The following is a 15751-nucleotide window of genomic DNA, read 5'->3' as shown; positions in this document are numbered from 1 at the left end:
GCCCGGACGAGTGCGCTACCCTTTTTCGACCGCGCGCATGATCGCCTTGTAGATCTCCATCAGCGGGATGATCAGGAAGGCCAGGCCCAGCGCGGCAAGAACGCCCTTGAGCTCAAGCGTCACAGGGCCAAAGAACGTCTCGGCAAGCGTCGGCTGCACGGTCACGATCACCGTCAACACCAGTGCCAGCGCGGCAGAAGCCCACAGCCACTTGTTCTGCTTCTTCATGGTGAACAGCGACGCACGACGGCTGCGCATATTGAAGCAGTGGAAAATCTCGACCATGTTGAGCGTGATGAACGCCATCATCACGCCTTCCTCGTCGGCATTGCCGGCGATCATATCGGCGATGTGGATGTAGCCCATGTCAAAGTACACGCCCACAAAGAAGCTCGCCAGCACCAGCACGGTGATGATCAGACCCTGGACCACGCAGTCCAGGCCCATGTGACCGGCAAAGACACCGTCCTTGGCGTTGCGCGGCTTGCGCTTCATGATGTCACCCTCGGCATCCTCCATGCCCAGCGCGAGCGCGGGGAAGCAGTCGGTGACCAGGTTCACCCACAGCAGCTGCACCGGCTGGAAGATGGTAAAGCCGATGAGCGTGGCGATAAACACCGAGAAGACCTCGGCAAGGTTAGCCGAAAGCAGGAACTGGATGACCTTACGAATGTTGTCGTAGATACGACGGCCCTCTTCGCAGGCACCGATGATGGTGGCGAAATTGTCGTCGGCGAGCACCATGTCGGCGACGTTCTTGGTGACGTCGGTACCAGTAATGCCCATGCCCACGCCGATGTCGGCGCGCTTGATGGACGGGGCGTCGTTGACGCCGTCGCCCGTCATGGCCACGATCTGGTCGCGCGACTTCCAAGCCTCGACGATGCGTGTCTTGTGCTCGGGTTGGACGCGGGCATACACGCCGTAGTCCTCGATGTGCGCGTCGAGTTCCTCGTCGCTCATGCGATCGAGGTCGGCACCGGTGATGGCATGGTTGCGATCGGTGACGATGCCCAGCTGCTTGGCGATGGCCACGGCGGTGTCGATGTGGTCGCCCGTGATCATGACGGTGCGAATACCGGCATCGTGGGCCTCGCGGATGGCGTCGGCGACCTCGGGGCGGACAGGGTCAATCATGCCGGACAGGCCGCAGAAGACCAGGTCGTGCTCGAGCGCAGCGGGGCTGCAGTCGCTCGGGACCTCGGTGTAGGTGCGGCTTGCCAGCGCCAGCACGCGCAGGGCCTCGTCGGCCATGGCCTTGTTGGCGGCCACGAGCTCGGCGCGACGCTCCTCGGTCAGCGGAACGACCTTGTCGCCGTCGTAGATATGGGTGCACAGGCCGATCACCACGTCGGGCGCGCCCTTGGTGTACTGCTCATACTCGCCGTCCAGGGTCTCGACGACCACGGACATCATCTTACGGCCCGAGTCGAACGGGGCCTCGCCCACACGCGGGTGCTCGGCGGTCAGGCCGGTGAGGCCCGCCTTGCCGGCGTCGTTGACGAGCGCGCACTCAGTCGGCTCGCCCACGGCCTCGCCCAGCTCCTCGTCCCACTGGGCATCGGAGCACAGAGCCATGCCGGCCAGGAACTTCTCCTTAGGCGCGGCGAGCTCGTGCTTGACGACGGTCATCTTGTTTTGGGTAAGGGTACCGGTCTTGTCGGAGCAGATGGTCTGCGTGCAGCCGAGAGTCTCGACGGCAGAGAGCTTGCGGATGATTGCCTGGCGCTTGGCCATCTTGGTCACGCCAAGCGACAGCACGATGGTCACGACGGCGACCAGGCCCTCGGGGATGGCAGCGACGGCGAGCGAGACGGCAACCATAAAGGTATCGAGCAGGGCGGTCGGGTCGGTAAGAACGTTGCCCACGCCGTGGCGGATGATATCAACGCCAAAGATGACGACGCAGATGACGATAACCATGATGGTGAGGATGCGGCTGAGCTCGGCAAGCTTCACCTGCAGCGGCGTGAGCTCTTCCTTGGCCTCGGCCAGGGCGCCGGCAATCTTGCCCATCTCGGTGTTCATACCGGTACCGACCACGACGGCGCGACCGCGACCGTACACCACGGTGGAACCCATGTAGCACATGTTCTTGCGGTCGCCGAGCGGCACGTCGTCGGTGCCGGTGGCGAGCTCGATCACGTTGGCATGCTTCTCGACAGGCACGGACTCGCCGGTGAGTGCAGCCTCTTCGATCTTCATCGTGGCGCTCTCGAGCACGCGGCAGTCGGCCGGGACGGAGTCGCCCGCCTCGAGCATGATCACATCGCCAGGCACGAGCTCGGCACTCGGCAGGTGCACGAGCTTGCCGTCGCGCAGAACCTTGGACTGCGCCGCGCTCATCTCCTGCAATGCCTCGAGAGCTTCCTCGCTCTTGGCCTCCTGAACCACGCCCAGCACCGAGTTGACGATAACGACGAACATGATGATGGCGACGTCGGCAAAGTCCGCCTCACCCTTGACCATGCCCGTGAGTGCACTGATGACGGCGGCAACGATCAGCATGATGACCATGGGGTCGGCCATCTGCTCAAAGAAGCGCTTCCACAACGGCGTCTTCTCGGCTTCCTCGAGCTTGTTAGGGCCTGTCTTGGCGAGGCGCGACGACGCCTCGTCGTTGCTCAGGCCGAGGTTCTCATCGACACCTTGGTCGCTGAGTACCTCCGCCGCGGCGGACAGGTATTCCTTTTGCATATAGAGTCCCCTCCTGGGATTCGGGCCACTCAGCAGATTGATGCCCGATCATAATTCCCAGGAGAAGGGCAAGGGCTCATCAAGGCTGCCGTGCTGAGCGGCAGTTGATAGTGGAGCTATGGTACCCCAAAGCGGCGCGTCTAGCCAAAACATTCCAATTGGAAACACGGCTCGAGTGCAACGATGCAGACCGTATGATGTTCGACATTGATAAAACGTTTTTTCTTCGGTGCATCATCAAACTGAAATATCGCCCAGATAGCAGCGGTTAGAACGGTTGGTAAAGTTTTTGCATATACCGTTTATTCGCAAAAAATGAACTTCTAATTCGGCATACGGTCGATTTTTTGGGGTATTCGGTCGGCATTTCGTTATAATCATCTCAGTTTTATTTCTTATGGTTTATCTATCAGCGCAAGACGATGTCAGATGGAGGTCTGAATGTACAAGCGCACCAAGATTGTATGCACCATGGGTCCCGCCTGCGATAGCGACGAGACCATCCGCGAGATGATCAAGGCGGGCATGAACGTCGCCCGTTTTAACTTCTCGCACGGATCCTACGACGAGCACCACGGTCGCATCGAGCGCGTCCGTCGTATTTCCAAGGAGCTCGGTCTGCCCGTCGGCATCCTGCTCGACACCAAGGGCCCCGAGGTCCGCACCGGCCTTCTGGTCGACGGCAAGAAGGTTGCCGTCAAGACCGGCGATAAGATCGTCGTCACCGCTCAGCCCACGTCCGAGGATTTCCACGGCACCGCTGAGCACATCTCCCTCGACTACCTGGCTCTGCCCTCCGAGGTCGAGAAGGGCTCCCTTATCCTGATCGATGATGGTCTGGTTGCCCTCGAGGTCGAGTCCGTCGACGGCCAGGACATGACCTGCGTCGTTAAGAACGACGGCCTGATCGGCGAGCGCAAGGGCGTCAACATGCCCAACGTCAACATCTCGCTGCCCGCTATCACCGAGCGCGATCGTCAGGACATCCTCTTTGGCCTGACCGAGAACATCGACTACATCGCCGCTTCCTTCATCCGTGACGGCGAGTCCGTCCGCGGCATTCGCAAGCTTTGCCGCGAGAACGGTGGCGAGCACGTGACGATTTTCCCGAAGATCGAGTGCGCCCTGGGCGTCGAGAACTTCGACGAGATCCTCGAGGCTTCCGACGGCATCATGGTCGCCCGTGGCGACCTGGGCATCGAGATTAAGCCCGAGCTCGTTCCCCACATCCAAAAGGAGATCATCGCTAAGTGCAACGCGGCCTACAAGCCCGTTATCACCGCTACGCAGATGCTCGACTCCATGCAGCAGAACCCGCGCCCGACGCGCGCCGAGGTTGCCGACGTTGCTAACGCCATTTACGACGGCACCGACGCCGTTATGCTCTCTGGCGAGTCCGCTGCCGGTAAGTACCCGGTCGAGGCCGTCAAGATGCAGGCCAGCATTGCTCTCGAGACCGAGAAGTACCTCCCGGCCCACGCTCCGCTCGAGGTTCCGGCCGACGCTCATGGCACCCGCGTTGTTAACAACGTTGTGGGTATGTCCGCTGTGAACATGGCCACCACCGTTGGCGCCAAGTGCATCACCGTGCCGACGACCACCGGTCGTACCGCTCGCCTGATTTCGCACTTCCGTCCCAACATGCCGATCTGCGCGTTCTCCCGCCACGAGTGGGCCGTCCAGCAGATGATCATGTACTGGGGCGTTATCCCGCATCAGGCCGAGATTACCCAGGGCACCGTCAACGGCACGATCGTCAAGGCGATCGAGACCGCTAAGGAGCTCGGCTACGTCGAGGCCGGCGACCTGACCGTCGCTACCGCCGGCGATCCCCGCATGAGCGTCCAGCTCGAGGACAAGGTCTCCTCGACCAACGTCGCTTACGTCGCTCAGGTGCGCTAAAACGAACTTGCAAGCATACTAGCATTGCAAAGGGCCCGGAAGGCTTCGCCTTCCGGGCCTTTTTTCTGTGCCAATGCCGCCGCACGGCAAAACACGCACTCATTTCTTTACCAAAAGCGCGAAATCCACCCTTCGAGGCCCAAAAAATAAAGCCCCAAGCGCTAAAAGTGTTCGCCCGGTGGCAAACCCACACCTCACACAGGGCTGATAAATCGTTTTAGCAAGAACCAAATCGACCTGGTTTTCGGAAGCATGCGGCAAATTCTGGAACCTCCGAGCACACCCTGTTTTTTCGCAACAAAATGCCTGATAAACTAGCCTCAAAAGCAAGGTCCGCTCATAGGGTTCAGATTTTGCCGCATACTTCCGGATTGACGCTGGCATCACTCGCTTCAAAGAGATGATTTCGGCCAGGAGGGCATTATGGACCTGACGCTTTGTGGGCAATCCGCCTTTAACTATTGCCGCATCCCGCCGCAGGTATTAGGCCTTTACCCCGCCATTAGCCTTGGCAATATGGATCGCAGATGTTGTGGCCTCGGAAGTCATGCAGTTGTAAAAGACCTGCTTCACGCACCACTTCACAGGCTTGTATTCACTCGGGCACAATCCGGGTCGCGAAGCCTGTTTAAATCGCACCTCCTGACCCAAGAACCACCTCCGGGGTCGTTTAGGCAGACTGAACATAGGTTTGATGTCACGTCACCGGAGTTCACGCTGCTCAACCTTGCTACGCAGGTTTCACGCAACCAGTTACTCATGGCTTGCTACGAGATGTGCGGCTCCTTTGCAGTGTTTAAGCCCTGCGAGCGAACGCAACAACAACTCGATGAAGCTATTTCGCTTAAGTTCATTCCACCCAACTGCGGGTGGGAGCGAGTTAACGACACCAAGGGCAATGACACCAACTTGTGGAAGCGCACGCCGCTTCTTACCGCAACGGATATCGCCGCGTTCGCCAAGCAAGCCGCAGGCCTGCGCGGCGTCAAACAACTGCGCTGGGCGGCCGAGCACATGACGGGGCAGGCCGCCTCGCCCTTCGAAGTACAGACCTCCATGCTTATCTCGCTCCCCCGCGACGAGGGCGGCCAGGGCATCGAGATCGCCAACAACGCGCGCATCCCGCTCAGTGAAGCCGCACGTTCGCTGTATGACAAAACCTGCTGCTACGCCGATATCCTCATCGAAAGCGCCACCGACAGCATGGGCGTCATTCTGGAATGCCAAGGCCGCTCTGCCCACGACAGCGAAGCCGCGAGCCTCTCCGATGCCGAGCGCGCCACCGCACTCACAAGCATGGGCTACGACGTCATCCAAATTACCTATGACCAGATCAAGGAGAAGAAGAGCTTCGACCACATAGCCGAGCTCATCCATAAAAAGGCCGGGCTTCCCCACATCCCAAAGACCAAACAGGAGCGCATTGCCGAAGATACCTTACGGCAAGAGCTACTTGTCGATTGGGTTGAGCTATTCACTGCCGGGCCGGCCAGCTAGCAGCTAGCAATCAGGGGCAGCGCAGGCACATCGGGCGATTCGACACGGGCGGCAAAACCCGCCTCGGTCAGCTCGATGACCTCGGTAAACGTTGCGTCGAAGAATTCCTCGGTTAGCAGGCGGTATGGCGGATGGTCGGGATCGCCGGGGTTTTCGCGTACAATCTCGTGCATGACGCCGATGGTCTTGAGCACATACTCCTTATGGATGGGATACTGCCCAAAACGCGTCGCCGCAGTATACAGGCGATCGGTCGCGCGCGGAATCGAAACAATGCCGAGCGTCTTGCCGAACCAGTCAAAGTCGCCTTGCTTTTTAATGCGGAACTCCTCGCACGGCTTGCCGCCGTGCGCCTCCAGGTACTGATTCACGCGCGTATTCCATACGGTATCGGCCACCAGATGCGACCAGACACCCAGTGTCAAATCGAGCAACGACTGCGCCACATCTTCGGACGCAAGCGAGAACTCACGAGCGCCGGGACCGACAACCGGCTCAGCATCCCTGTAGCGCTGGGGATAGTGCACGCGATTCAGTCGCTCGCGCTCCTCGATAATCGAGGTCGCCGCGGCTGGCGCACCGGTGGGCGAACTTTTAAGCAACGGTGCCACATAGGTATCCCAGAACTCGTGCTCACGCGGCTTAGGGATAGGCTCGGGCTTGGCAAAGTGCGTAATGCGGTACGGGATGGGATCGGCGATGCCAGGGACCATATAGCCCACGAAAATATCCGGAACCACGCAGCCAAACAAAAAGGCATTGCGGTCGCGCACGCTCTTGGCAAGCGCACCGGTGCGCTCCAGCAAACGCTCCGTCTGAGCGATATGAATGTTCCAGCTTGGCATAGCCACCCCCATAAAAAACCTGGATAACTATACCATCACGGCAAAGCCGCGCGGGCGGCTACGCACGCTCTACGCAGCAACTAGTCCGTAGCACCGCTTTCGGTTCCATACGACGGCGAAGGCGCCTCGACCACATGGTGATATCGATCGATATAGATTGCACGGGCACTCAGGCGTCGCACCAAATCCTGGTGATGTGTGCTCATCAAGACCGTCTTACCCGCCGCGACGTAGGCCAGCAAGAAGTTGACCACGATGTCGCATGAATCCTCGTCGAGCCCATTAGTAGGTTCGTCGAGAACCAAGATATCGGGGTTCATCGATACGACTGCCGCCAGCGCCACACGCTTCTTTTGCCCACCCGAAAGCTGATAGGGCGAGGCATCGACCAGGTCGGCAACTTGAAACAGTTCTATGGCATCGTGCACGCGACGGTCGAGCTCGTCTGCCGGCAGCCCCATCTGCGCGGGACCAAAAGCAACTTCCTCACCCACCGTAGCGCAGAACAACTGGGCGTCGGCATTCTGGAACACAAAGCCCACGCGCTGATGGAACCGCTGGGCCGTCGCGGAATCCTTGAGATATGCCGCATCGACCATACACCCGTCAAACAGGTATGCCCCTGCGTCCGCGAGTTCAAGGCCGTTAATAAGACGCATAATCGTCGTCTTACCGCAGCCGTTGGGACCGAGCAGGGCAACGAGTTCACCACGATCGACCTGCAGCGACACGCCATCGACAACCGTATGCCCCGCATAGGAGAACACCACGTCGCGCAACTCAATAAGCGGCGCGCCCTCGGCGCCGCCCGCACCGTTCGTGCCCGCCGCACTATTCATATCGATCGTCAAAACGTCGCCCTTCCCTACTCACATCGACGGCTAGACCGCCCGCGCTACAGTACCGCACACAACACGGCGAGCAACGCCACGCCGACCGCATAGACCCCATCGCGCCAGCCAAAGCCGCTCCGCGCGGGAGCCGGATACGCGCCGGCAAAGCCGCGGCAGAGCATGGCCTCGTCCATCGCGCGGCTGCATTCCATCGCCTTGATAAAGGTCATGCCCATGATACCCGCGACCGAGTCGGTGCGCGAAAACCCCTCAGGCGCGCGACCCACACTGCGCAGCATGACCGATTCGGTCAGATCGTGCGCCGTTCGGCCCAGCACCTCGATGTGCTTGAGCGCCATATCAAACGTAAAGATGACCTCGTCGGGTAGATGCAGCATCTTGAGCGCCGCCGACATGCGGCTCCAGGTAAGCGTCCACGAAACGCCCAGCACCAGCGACACATTAATGAAGGTCTTGAGCGCGATCTTGAGCATGGCGCCCGTGGCAGACGCGCCCAGCAGCAGGGCAGGCAATGCCAGAACCACCGCAAGCCCCGTGGCGCCGAGCGCCGGTACAATGGTCGCACGCAGCCCGCGTGCGGGGCGCACCGCGACCAGCACCAGCGCAATGGCCGCCATCAACATGAGGTACAGCGGGCTTTGTGTCAGGCACACGCACAGGACGCAAACGAATATCCCCACCAGGCGCACCGGAGCCGAAACGCAAGAAAGGGCGCGGTCGACCATCGACCCGCCCTCGTGCGCGCCTCCACCCAGGCGAACCCGCTCAAGCAGGCTCGCCAGGTGCAGGACGTTCTTTTGCATCACGCGATGACGAGCGCCCGTGGGCTCGTAACGCTGCTCGACCGCAAGCCAGCTAGGCAGCTCGGCTATTGCCATGAGCACCGCTTTCCTTAACCGTCAGCGAGATCAGACGGAATGCGATGGTAAGCACCGCCACGCCAATCACGCCGGACAGGATATACATGGCAGCCTGGCCGGCAAAGCCAAGGCCCTGCTCCTCGGAATAGGCCTGCAGATAATCGCCCGTGGGCAGAGCGTCGGCAAAGGTCGGGGTGTCGAGGCCGACCGAAGCCTGCAGACTGTCGTCACCAGCCTCCTGAACGGCGGTCGCGGCGCCCTCAGCGTCCCACTCGCCCCAGGCGTCACCCGTGGCCAGCAGGCCCAGCGGCGTGGCCACGACAAGCACGGCGACCAGGATGAACGTGGGGACCAGCGAGGTCTTCTTGGCGGTTGCGCCCTCGGTCTCAAGCAGGCCGTCGGAAGCCTCGGGGCCGACGATAATGCTCGGCGCCGTCTTCTTGATAAAACCGTAGATGGCGGCCGTCGCTACGCCCTCGACCACGCCGGCAACCAGCATATGTGGGATCAACATGGCCGGAATAGCCACGGACAGCGGGAAGGGGCAGTACAGCGGCGCGCCCGAAGCGTTGGTAAAGAGCATCGGCTGAATACCAAACTCGATTGCCGCGCACAGGGCCGCCAGGCACAGGCCGACCCAGCCGCTTACGATGGCCGAAACCGAGGTGCCCCAGCTTTTGTCGTGCAAACGGCTGTTGAGCGCACGGAACACGATAGCAGCGGCAAACGGCAGCACGAAGGCCATGTTAAAGCAGTTGGCGCCAAAGGACAGGATGCCGCCGTCGCCAAACAGCAGCGCCTGCAGCGCCAGCGCGACCGAGACAGCGATAGCCGCGGCCTCCGGGCCCAGCAACAGCGCGATGAGCGCGCCGCCGACGGCGTGACCAGTGGTGCCGCCGGGCAGCGGCACGTTGAACATCATGAGCAAGAAGGAGAACGCGGCGCAGATGCCCAGGAAAGCCATGTGCTTGCGATCGAGCGTGGCGCGCACCTTCTTGATGCAGTGGACCCAAACGGGCACCATCGCCACCGCCATGACGGCATCGGTCTGCGGGGACAGATAATTATCTGGAATGTGCATGCACGCCTCCCGGTTATCGGCGCACGGAATTGCAACGCCGTTTGAATCACCTTTCCAGTGTTACGTAATGTCAGATTCGTAACACGACGCGGGCTATCATAGCAAAACGGCGCACTGCCGACAAAGCAGCACGCCGTTATGTAATGCGCGTGTCATATATGCAGGCTCAACGGTGCCTTATACCGGGCATAGCAGTCACGTAGGACTCGGCAGCAGCCACCGCTGACCCATACCCCAGCGCAGGACCTAGCCGCGGACCTCGCCGTTTACGCCCTTGCACACCTTGGTGACGATCTTCTGGTGCGCTTTTTCGACCTCTTCGCTGGTGAGCGTGTGGTCGTCGGAGCGATACGTAAGCGCAAAGGCCATGGACTTCTTGCCCGCACCGATACGGATGGGATCGCGGTAGACGTCGAACAGGCGCACGCCCTCGAGCAGCTTGCCGCCGGCGCTGGTAATACGGCGCTCAAGATCCTCGCAGGTCACAGCGTTGTCGACCACGATAGCAAGGTCGTGTTCAACAGCCGGGTACTGCGAGAACTCGCGGTAGTTCTCCTGGTTGCGGGCACCCTTGATCAGCTTGTCCAGATCGAGCTCAAAGGCAACGACAACCTCATCGATGCCCATCGCCTCGCGCGCCTTGGGGTGAATCTCGCCGACCCAGCCCAGCACGGTGCCGCCGGACAGAACCTCGGCCGCACGACCCGGCTGCAAGAAAGCGTAGCCCTCGCCCTCGACGGGACGGAAGCGAACCTTCTCGATGCGCAGCTGGGCGAGCAGTTCCTCGACAATGCCCTTACCAAAGAAGAAGCGCAGCTTGCGGTACTTCATGCTCCAAGACTGCTCGCTCCACTGGCCCGAGAGCACACCCGCCACGGACTTGGTCTCCTTGGGCAGGCTGGCGTTCTCGCGACCGTGGAACAGGCTGCCGACCTCGTACAGATGCACGTTGGGCGTGCCGTGGGCCTCGTTATAGGCCACGGATTGCAGCAGGCCCGGCAGCAGCGAACGACGCATCTCGGTCTGCTCGGCCACCAGCGGGTTCATGAGAACCACGGGGCAGCCGCGGCCCTCGGTGGACATGCCAATCTTCTCCAGGTCGCCCGGGGCGGCAAAGCCAAAGGTCGTGGTCTCGTTGAGGCCACAGGCGCGCAGGATCTCGCCAACCTTGCGGGTAAGCTTCTGCTCGCGCGTCAGACCACCGATGTGGTTCTTGGCAGCCGGAATGGTCGCCGTGACGCGACCCATGCCCCATAGGCGCAGGACCTCCTCGATCAGGTCGATCTCACGCGGCAGGTCGGGACGGAAGCTCGGCGGCGTGACCATAAAGTCCTCGCCGTCGCGCTCGACGGTGCAGCCCAGGCGGGTGAGCGAGCGCTCGATAAAGTCGGGCTCGATGTCGGCACCGCAGATGGCGTGCACGCGGGCCAGGCGCAGCTTGATGCTGTCGATGGTCTTGGGCGCGGGGAACACGTCCACATAGCCGGGGGCGACCTCGCCGCCGGCGATCTCCTCGATAAGCGCGCACGTCACATTGGCGACGTCCACGCAGCCGGTCTCGTCGACCTGGCGCTCAAAGCGGATGGAGGCGTCGGAGATCAGCGACAGGTCACGGCTGGTGTGCGAGGTGCGGCCGGCATTGAAGCAGGCGCTCTCGACCATCACATCGACGGTATCGTCCTCGATCTCGGAATCCATGCCGCCCATGACGCCGGCCAACGCCACAGGGCGCTCGCCGTCGGTGATGAGGCCCATGCCGGCGTCGAGCGTGCGCTCCTCGCCATCGAGCGTCGTGAACTTCTCATCCTGCTGGGCGGCGCGAACCACAACGCGACGATGGCCATCGCGCTCGGCAAAGGTGTCGAGGTCAAAGGCGTGCAGCGGCTGGCCGGTGAGCATCATCACGTAGTTGGTGATGTCGACGATGTTGTTGTGCGGGCGCACGCCCAGGGCGTTGAGGCGCTTGACCATCCAGTCGGGCGACGGACCGACCTTCACGTTGCGCACGATGCGGGCAACGTAGCGGTCGCACAGGCCCTCGTCGGCAATCTCGACGGAAAGCTCGTCGTCGGTCGCGCGGCCGGTCTCGGCCTTGATGGCGGGCAGCTCAACGTGGAAATCTCGATCGAAGATGGCGCCGGTCTCGCGGGCCATGCCGATCATGGACAGGCAGTCGGGACGATTGGGCGTGATCTCGCAGTCGAGCACGGTGTCGCTCGAGCCCACGTACTCGGCAAACGGCATGCCGCAGGGCGTATCCTCGGGCAGGATCATAATGCCGGAGTGGTCGCCGCCCAGGCCGAGCTCGCGCGCGGAGCAGTTCATGCCCATGGACACGACGCCGCGAAGCTTGCTCTTCTTGATCTTGACGTCGCCGGGCAGGACAGCGCCGATCATGGCCGTGACGATGTGGTCGCCGGCCTCGAAGTTCTGCGCGCCGCAGACGATCTGCAGCGGGGCGGGGTTGCCGTCGGCGTCGAGGTTCTTGTCACCCACGTCGACCGAGCACACATACATGTGGTCGCTATCGGGGTGCGGGATCTTGGTGAGCACCTTGGCGGTCACCACGTGGTCGAAGGACTCGCCCACGGTGTCGATCGCCTCGACCTCGGTGCCGGTACGGATATATTCGTCCGAAAGGGTCTTGGGATCCTCCGGAATATCGATCATGGTCTTGAGCCAGTCGTAAGAAACGCGCATCTAACTGGTCTCCTTTCATAAATGCGGCTTTGAGCCGGAAACTGCAACTAAGAAGAAAGCGTTCTAGAACTGGTTCAAGAACCTCATGTCACCAGTCATCAACGTTCGCAGGTCGGGCAGGTCGTAGCGCAGTGCCGCGACGCGCTCGGCGCCAATACCAAAGGCGAAGCCGGTGTACTTCTCGGGGTCGATGCCGCAGTTGATCAGGACGTTGGGGTCGACCATGCCGCAGCCCAGGATCTCGATCCAGCCGCTGTGCTTGCAGAAGTTGCAGCCCTTGCCGCCGCAGACGTGGCAGCTCACGTCCACCTCGCAGCTAGGCTCGGTGAAGGGGAAGAAGTGCGGACGGTAGCGCGTCTTGCGGTCCTCGCCAAACATGCACTTAACAAAGTAGTCGAGCGTGCCCTTCAGGTCGCCAAAGGTGATACCCTCGTCGACGACCAGGCCCTCGATCTGGTTGAACTGCGGCAGGTGGCAGGCGTCGGCCGTATCGGGACGGTAGACGGTGCCCGGGCAGATCATGTAGATGGGCGGCTTCTGCGACTCCATGGTGTGGATCTGTACGCCCGAGGTCTGGGTGCGCAGCAGCACGTCGGACTCGCCATGGGCGTGAGCCTCGGGGTGCGCGACGCTGCCGGGGTTGTTATCGACCACGTAGAAGGTATCGCGGGCCGAGCGGCTCGGGTGATCCATGGGGGCGTTGAGCGCAGTGAAGTTGTAGTAGGAAGTATCGACCATGGGGCCGGACTCGACGGTGTAGCCGATGCCGCAGAAGATGTCCTCGGCCTCCTCGATGATCTGCTTGATCAGGTGCTGGTGACCGATCTGCGGACGGATGCCCGGCAGCGTGATGTCGACGGCCTCGTGCTCGAGTGCGTGCTTGAGGGCGGCGGCCTTCATCTCGGTGGTGCGCTCGTCGAGCATGCCCTCGATCAGCTGGCGCATCTCGTTGGCGCGCTTGCCCATCATGGGACGATCCTCGGGGGCGAGTTTGCCCATCATGCGCATCAGGCCGGTGATACGGCCTTTGCGACCGAGCAGCTCAACGCGCGCAGCCTCGAGCTTGGCGGCGTCGTCGGCGCTAGTGACGAGCTCCTTGGCCTCTTCCTCGAGTTTGACCAGATCATCAATCAGACTCATGTCTTCCCTTTCGTCTCTCGCGTTCCCCGCTTGCCGAGGCGGCTGCCGCCGTCTGACGTTGCGAAAACGCGGCCCGGTTCGGTAACAAAAAACCGCCCTCGGGCATGTACATTGCCCAAGGACGGTTGAATTCCGCGGTACCACCTTGTTTGACCCGGCGGATGTCTGGCCCGCCGTGCCCACTCTGCGCCCCTTGTCGCGAGGCTCACGGCTTCCCTACTGGAGCTTCGCTGCCACCGGCCGCGCGCCCGTTGAGGTCGCTGCTCGGGAGTGAACGCTTGGCCCTTGCCACCGCAGGAAGGCTTGCAGCCCATGACCTTCCCTCTCTTGCCGGCGACACGGCGGGCAAAACCCTCTCCGTCAACGCATTGGGCTATAGGATAACACATTTCGCGAGCGCATCGCCGCGTTCCGTTTTGTTCGCGCTGGGTACAAGGCAGGTAGCTGTGCAAACTGGCCGTGCACCCGTCTGCGGCGCTCGGCCTGCGAGATTAAGGATGCGGTATGGGAAAGAAACTCGATAAGAAGGCCAAGGCCGCCGTGGCAAAGGCTGCCAAGGGCGTCAAGGCTGCTAAAGTCGACAAGGCCGTCAAAAAGTTCCGCAAACTCGAGGGCAAGCTGTGGACTCGCGAGTACCTGCTCAAGATTGCCGAGTTCGATGGAGCGACGATTGCTCCTGCCAACGGCGCTGCCGCCCGTGCCGACGCCATGGGCACGCTTGCCGGCGAACATCACAAGCTACTGACCAGCGAGAAGTCCGTTGAGCTCGTACGCTCGTTAGCGCGCGAGACGGTTGCAGGCGGACACGTAGACGACCCGCAGCTGCTCGACGAGATCCGCGTGCTCGGCCGCGACCAGCGCGAGGCAAGCGTTATTCCTACCGAGGAGGCCGAGGCCTGGACCAGGCTCACCTGCGAGGCCGACGCCGTGTGGCACAAAGCCAAGACGGCCAACGACTGGGCGAGCTTTGAGCCCTATGTGGATAGAATCGTCGCCCAACTTAAGCATCAGGCAGAGCTCATGGATCCCAAGCGCGACCCCTACGATGTTTGGCTCGACCAGTACGAGCGCGGCCTTTCCGCCAAGAGCTTCGACGCGTTTTGCGAGGAGGTCAAGGCCACGGTCGTGCCGCTCGTGCACGCCATCGGCGAGCGCGGCCAGCAGCCCGATGCCGACTTTTTGCACGCCCGCGTGCCCGAGGCCGCCCAGCGCGCCATGAGCTTCGACCTGATGAAGCTCGTCGGCCTGAACCTGGACGACACCACGCTTGCCTTTACCGAGCACCCGTTTAGCGAGGGCTTTGCCGTGGGTGACGCGCGCATCGCGACACACATCTACGAGGACGATTGCATCTCCAACGTCTACAGCATCATCCACGAGGCGGGGCACACCATGTACGAGCTGGGCGTCAATCCCGCCTATGCGCGCACCTGCCTGGAGGGCGGCACCTCCATGGGCATCCACGAGAGCCAGAGCCGCTTCTTTGAGAACACCGTGGGCCGCAGCCGTGCCTTTATGGGACCGCTGCTCGAGGTACTGCGCCGCCATGCGCCCGAGGTCTACGGCAACGTGGACGAAGACGCGCTCTACCACGCCGTGAACATTGCGCAGCCTTCGCTGATCCGCACCGAGGCCGACGAGCTCACCTATCCGCTGCACGTTATGGTGCGCTACGAGATCGAGCGCATGCTGTTTGCCGGCGAGGCCACGGCCAAGGACATCCCCGCGCTTTGGAACCGCTTTATGGATGAGTACCTGGGCATTCCCGTTCCCGACGACACGCACGGCTGCCTACAGGATACGCACTGGAGCGGCGGCTCGTTTGGCTACTTCCCCACGTATGCGCTGGGCAGTGCCTACGATGCCATGTTTGTGCCGGCCATGTGCCGCGACGGTGTCGACCTTACCGACGCCTGTGCGAGCGGCGACCTGACACCCGTCCGCGCCTGGCTGGGCGAGCACATTTGGCAGTGGGGACGCGCCAAGGACGCACCGGAACTCATCAAGGGCGCCTGCGGCATGGCGTTCGATGCCCGCTACTACTGCAGCTACCTGCAGGACAAGTTCACCACGCTCTACGAGCTGTAAAGCTTAGGCGACACGCCACCGCAAAGGGGCGCCGCGGGTTGGTTCCGCGGCGCCCCTTTTTCATCTAAGCCAGAGACCCGGCACTTG

10 protein-coding genes are annotated in these 15751 nt (G+C 61.8%); 3 read left to right on the top strand and 7 right to left on the bottom strand.

Annotated features, from left to right (window positions below):
- Positions 1–15: 15 nt before the first annotated feature.
- Positions 16–2697 (bottom strand): cation-translocating P-type ATPase, encoded by a 2682-nt coding sequence (locus tag AAAX75_RS03410; RefSeq protein ID WP_349091103.1) that lies wholly within the window; start codon positions 2695–2697, stop codon positions 16–18.
- A 441-nt stretch (positions 2698–3138) separates the two neighbouring features.
- On the opposite strand from AAAX75_RS03410, the gene pyk reads away from it, so the two are divergent.
- Both pyk and AAAX75_RS03400 read left to right on the top strand, forming a co-directional pair.
- Positions 3139–4599 carry a pyruvate kinase gene (gene pyk / locus AAAX75_RS03405; protein ID WP_089572705.1) on the top strand — a complete coding sequence of 487 codons (1461 nt, stop codon included), beginning with the start codon at positions 3139–3141 and terminating at the stop codon, positions 4597–4599.
- Between the two features lie 423 nt (positions 4600–5022).
- Complete coding sequence (locus tag AAAX75_RS03400; protein ID WP_349091102.1) at positions 5023–6096, top strand: hypothetical protein; 1074 nt, start codon at positions 5023–5025, stop codon at positions 6094–6096.
- Here AAAX75_RS03400 and AAAX75_RS03395 read toward each other — a convergent pair.
- The 6 genes from AAAX75_RS03395 to pheS form a co-directional block, all read right to left on the bottom strand.
- Positions 6093–6941, bottom strand: a complete 849-nt coding sequence (locus AAAX75_RS03395) for a hypothetical protein (protein WP_271758490.1) — start codon at positions 6939–6941, stop codon at positions 6093–6095. The two genes, AAAX75_RS03400 and AAAX75_RS03395, sit on opposite strands and share 4 nt — an antisense overlap.
- Positions 6942–7021: 80 nt before the next feature.
- The gene (locus AAAX75_RS03390) at positions 7022–7792 is read right to left on the bottom strand and encodes an ABC transporter ATP-binding protein (protein ID WP_349091101.1); all 771 of its coding nucleotides are present in this window, start codon (positions 7790–7792) and stop codon (positions 7022–7024) included.
- Positions 7793–7836: 44 nt separating this feature from the next.
- Positions 7837–8673, bottom strand: coding sequence for an energy-coupling factor transporter transmembrane component T (locus tag AAAX75_RS03385; protein WP_349091100.1), 837 nt, complete (start codon positions 8671–8673; stop codon positions 7837–7839).
- Positions 8651–9736, bottom strand: coding sequence for a cobalt transporter CbiM (gene cbiM / locus AAAX75_RS03380; protein ID WP_349091099.1), 1086 nt, complete (start codon positions 9734–9736; stop codon positions 8651–8653). Before cbiM ends, AAAX75_RS03385 begins: the two co-directional genes overlap by 23 nt.
- Positions 9737–9982: 246 nt before the next feature.
- A complete protein-coding gene (gene pheT / locus AAAX75_RS03375) occupies positions 9983–12436 on the bottom strand; it encodes a phenylalanine--tRNA ligase subunit beta (protein ID WP_349091098.1) in 2454 nt (817 codons plus the stop codon).
- 63 nt (positions 12437–12499) lie between these two features.
- Positions 12500–13576, bottom strand: a complete 1077-nt coding sequence (gene pheS / locus AAAX75_RS03370) for a phenylalanine--tRNA ligase subunit alpha (RefSeq protein ID WP_117770495.1) — start codon at positions 13574–13576, stop codon at positions 12500–12502.
- A gap of 504 nt (positions 13577–14080) precedes the next feature.
- On the opposite strand from pheS, the gene AAAX75_RS03365 reads away from it, so the two are divergent.
- Positions 14081–15664 (top strand): carboxypeptidase M32, encoded by a 1584-nt coding sequence (locus tag AAAX75_RS03365; protein WP_349091097.1) that lies wholly within the window; start codon positions 14081–14083, stop codon positions 15662–15664.
- Positions 15665–15751: the final 87 nt, after the last annotated feature.

The organism is Collinsella sp. CLA-ER-H7 (genome assembly GCF_040092345.1).
Lineage (GTDB): Bacteria > Actinomycetota > Coriobacteriia > Coriobacteriales > Coriobacteriaceae > Collinsella.
The sequence above is the reverse complement of the archived record's forward strand: the minus strand, read 5'-3'. Positions and strand labels throughout refer to the sequence as shown.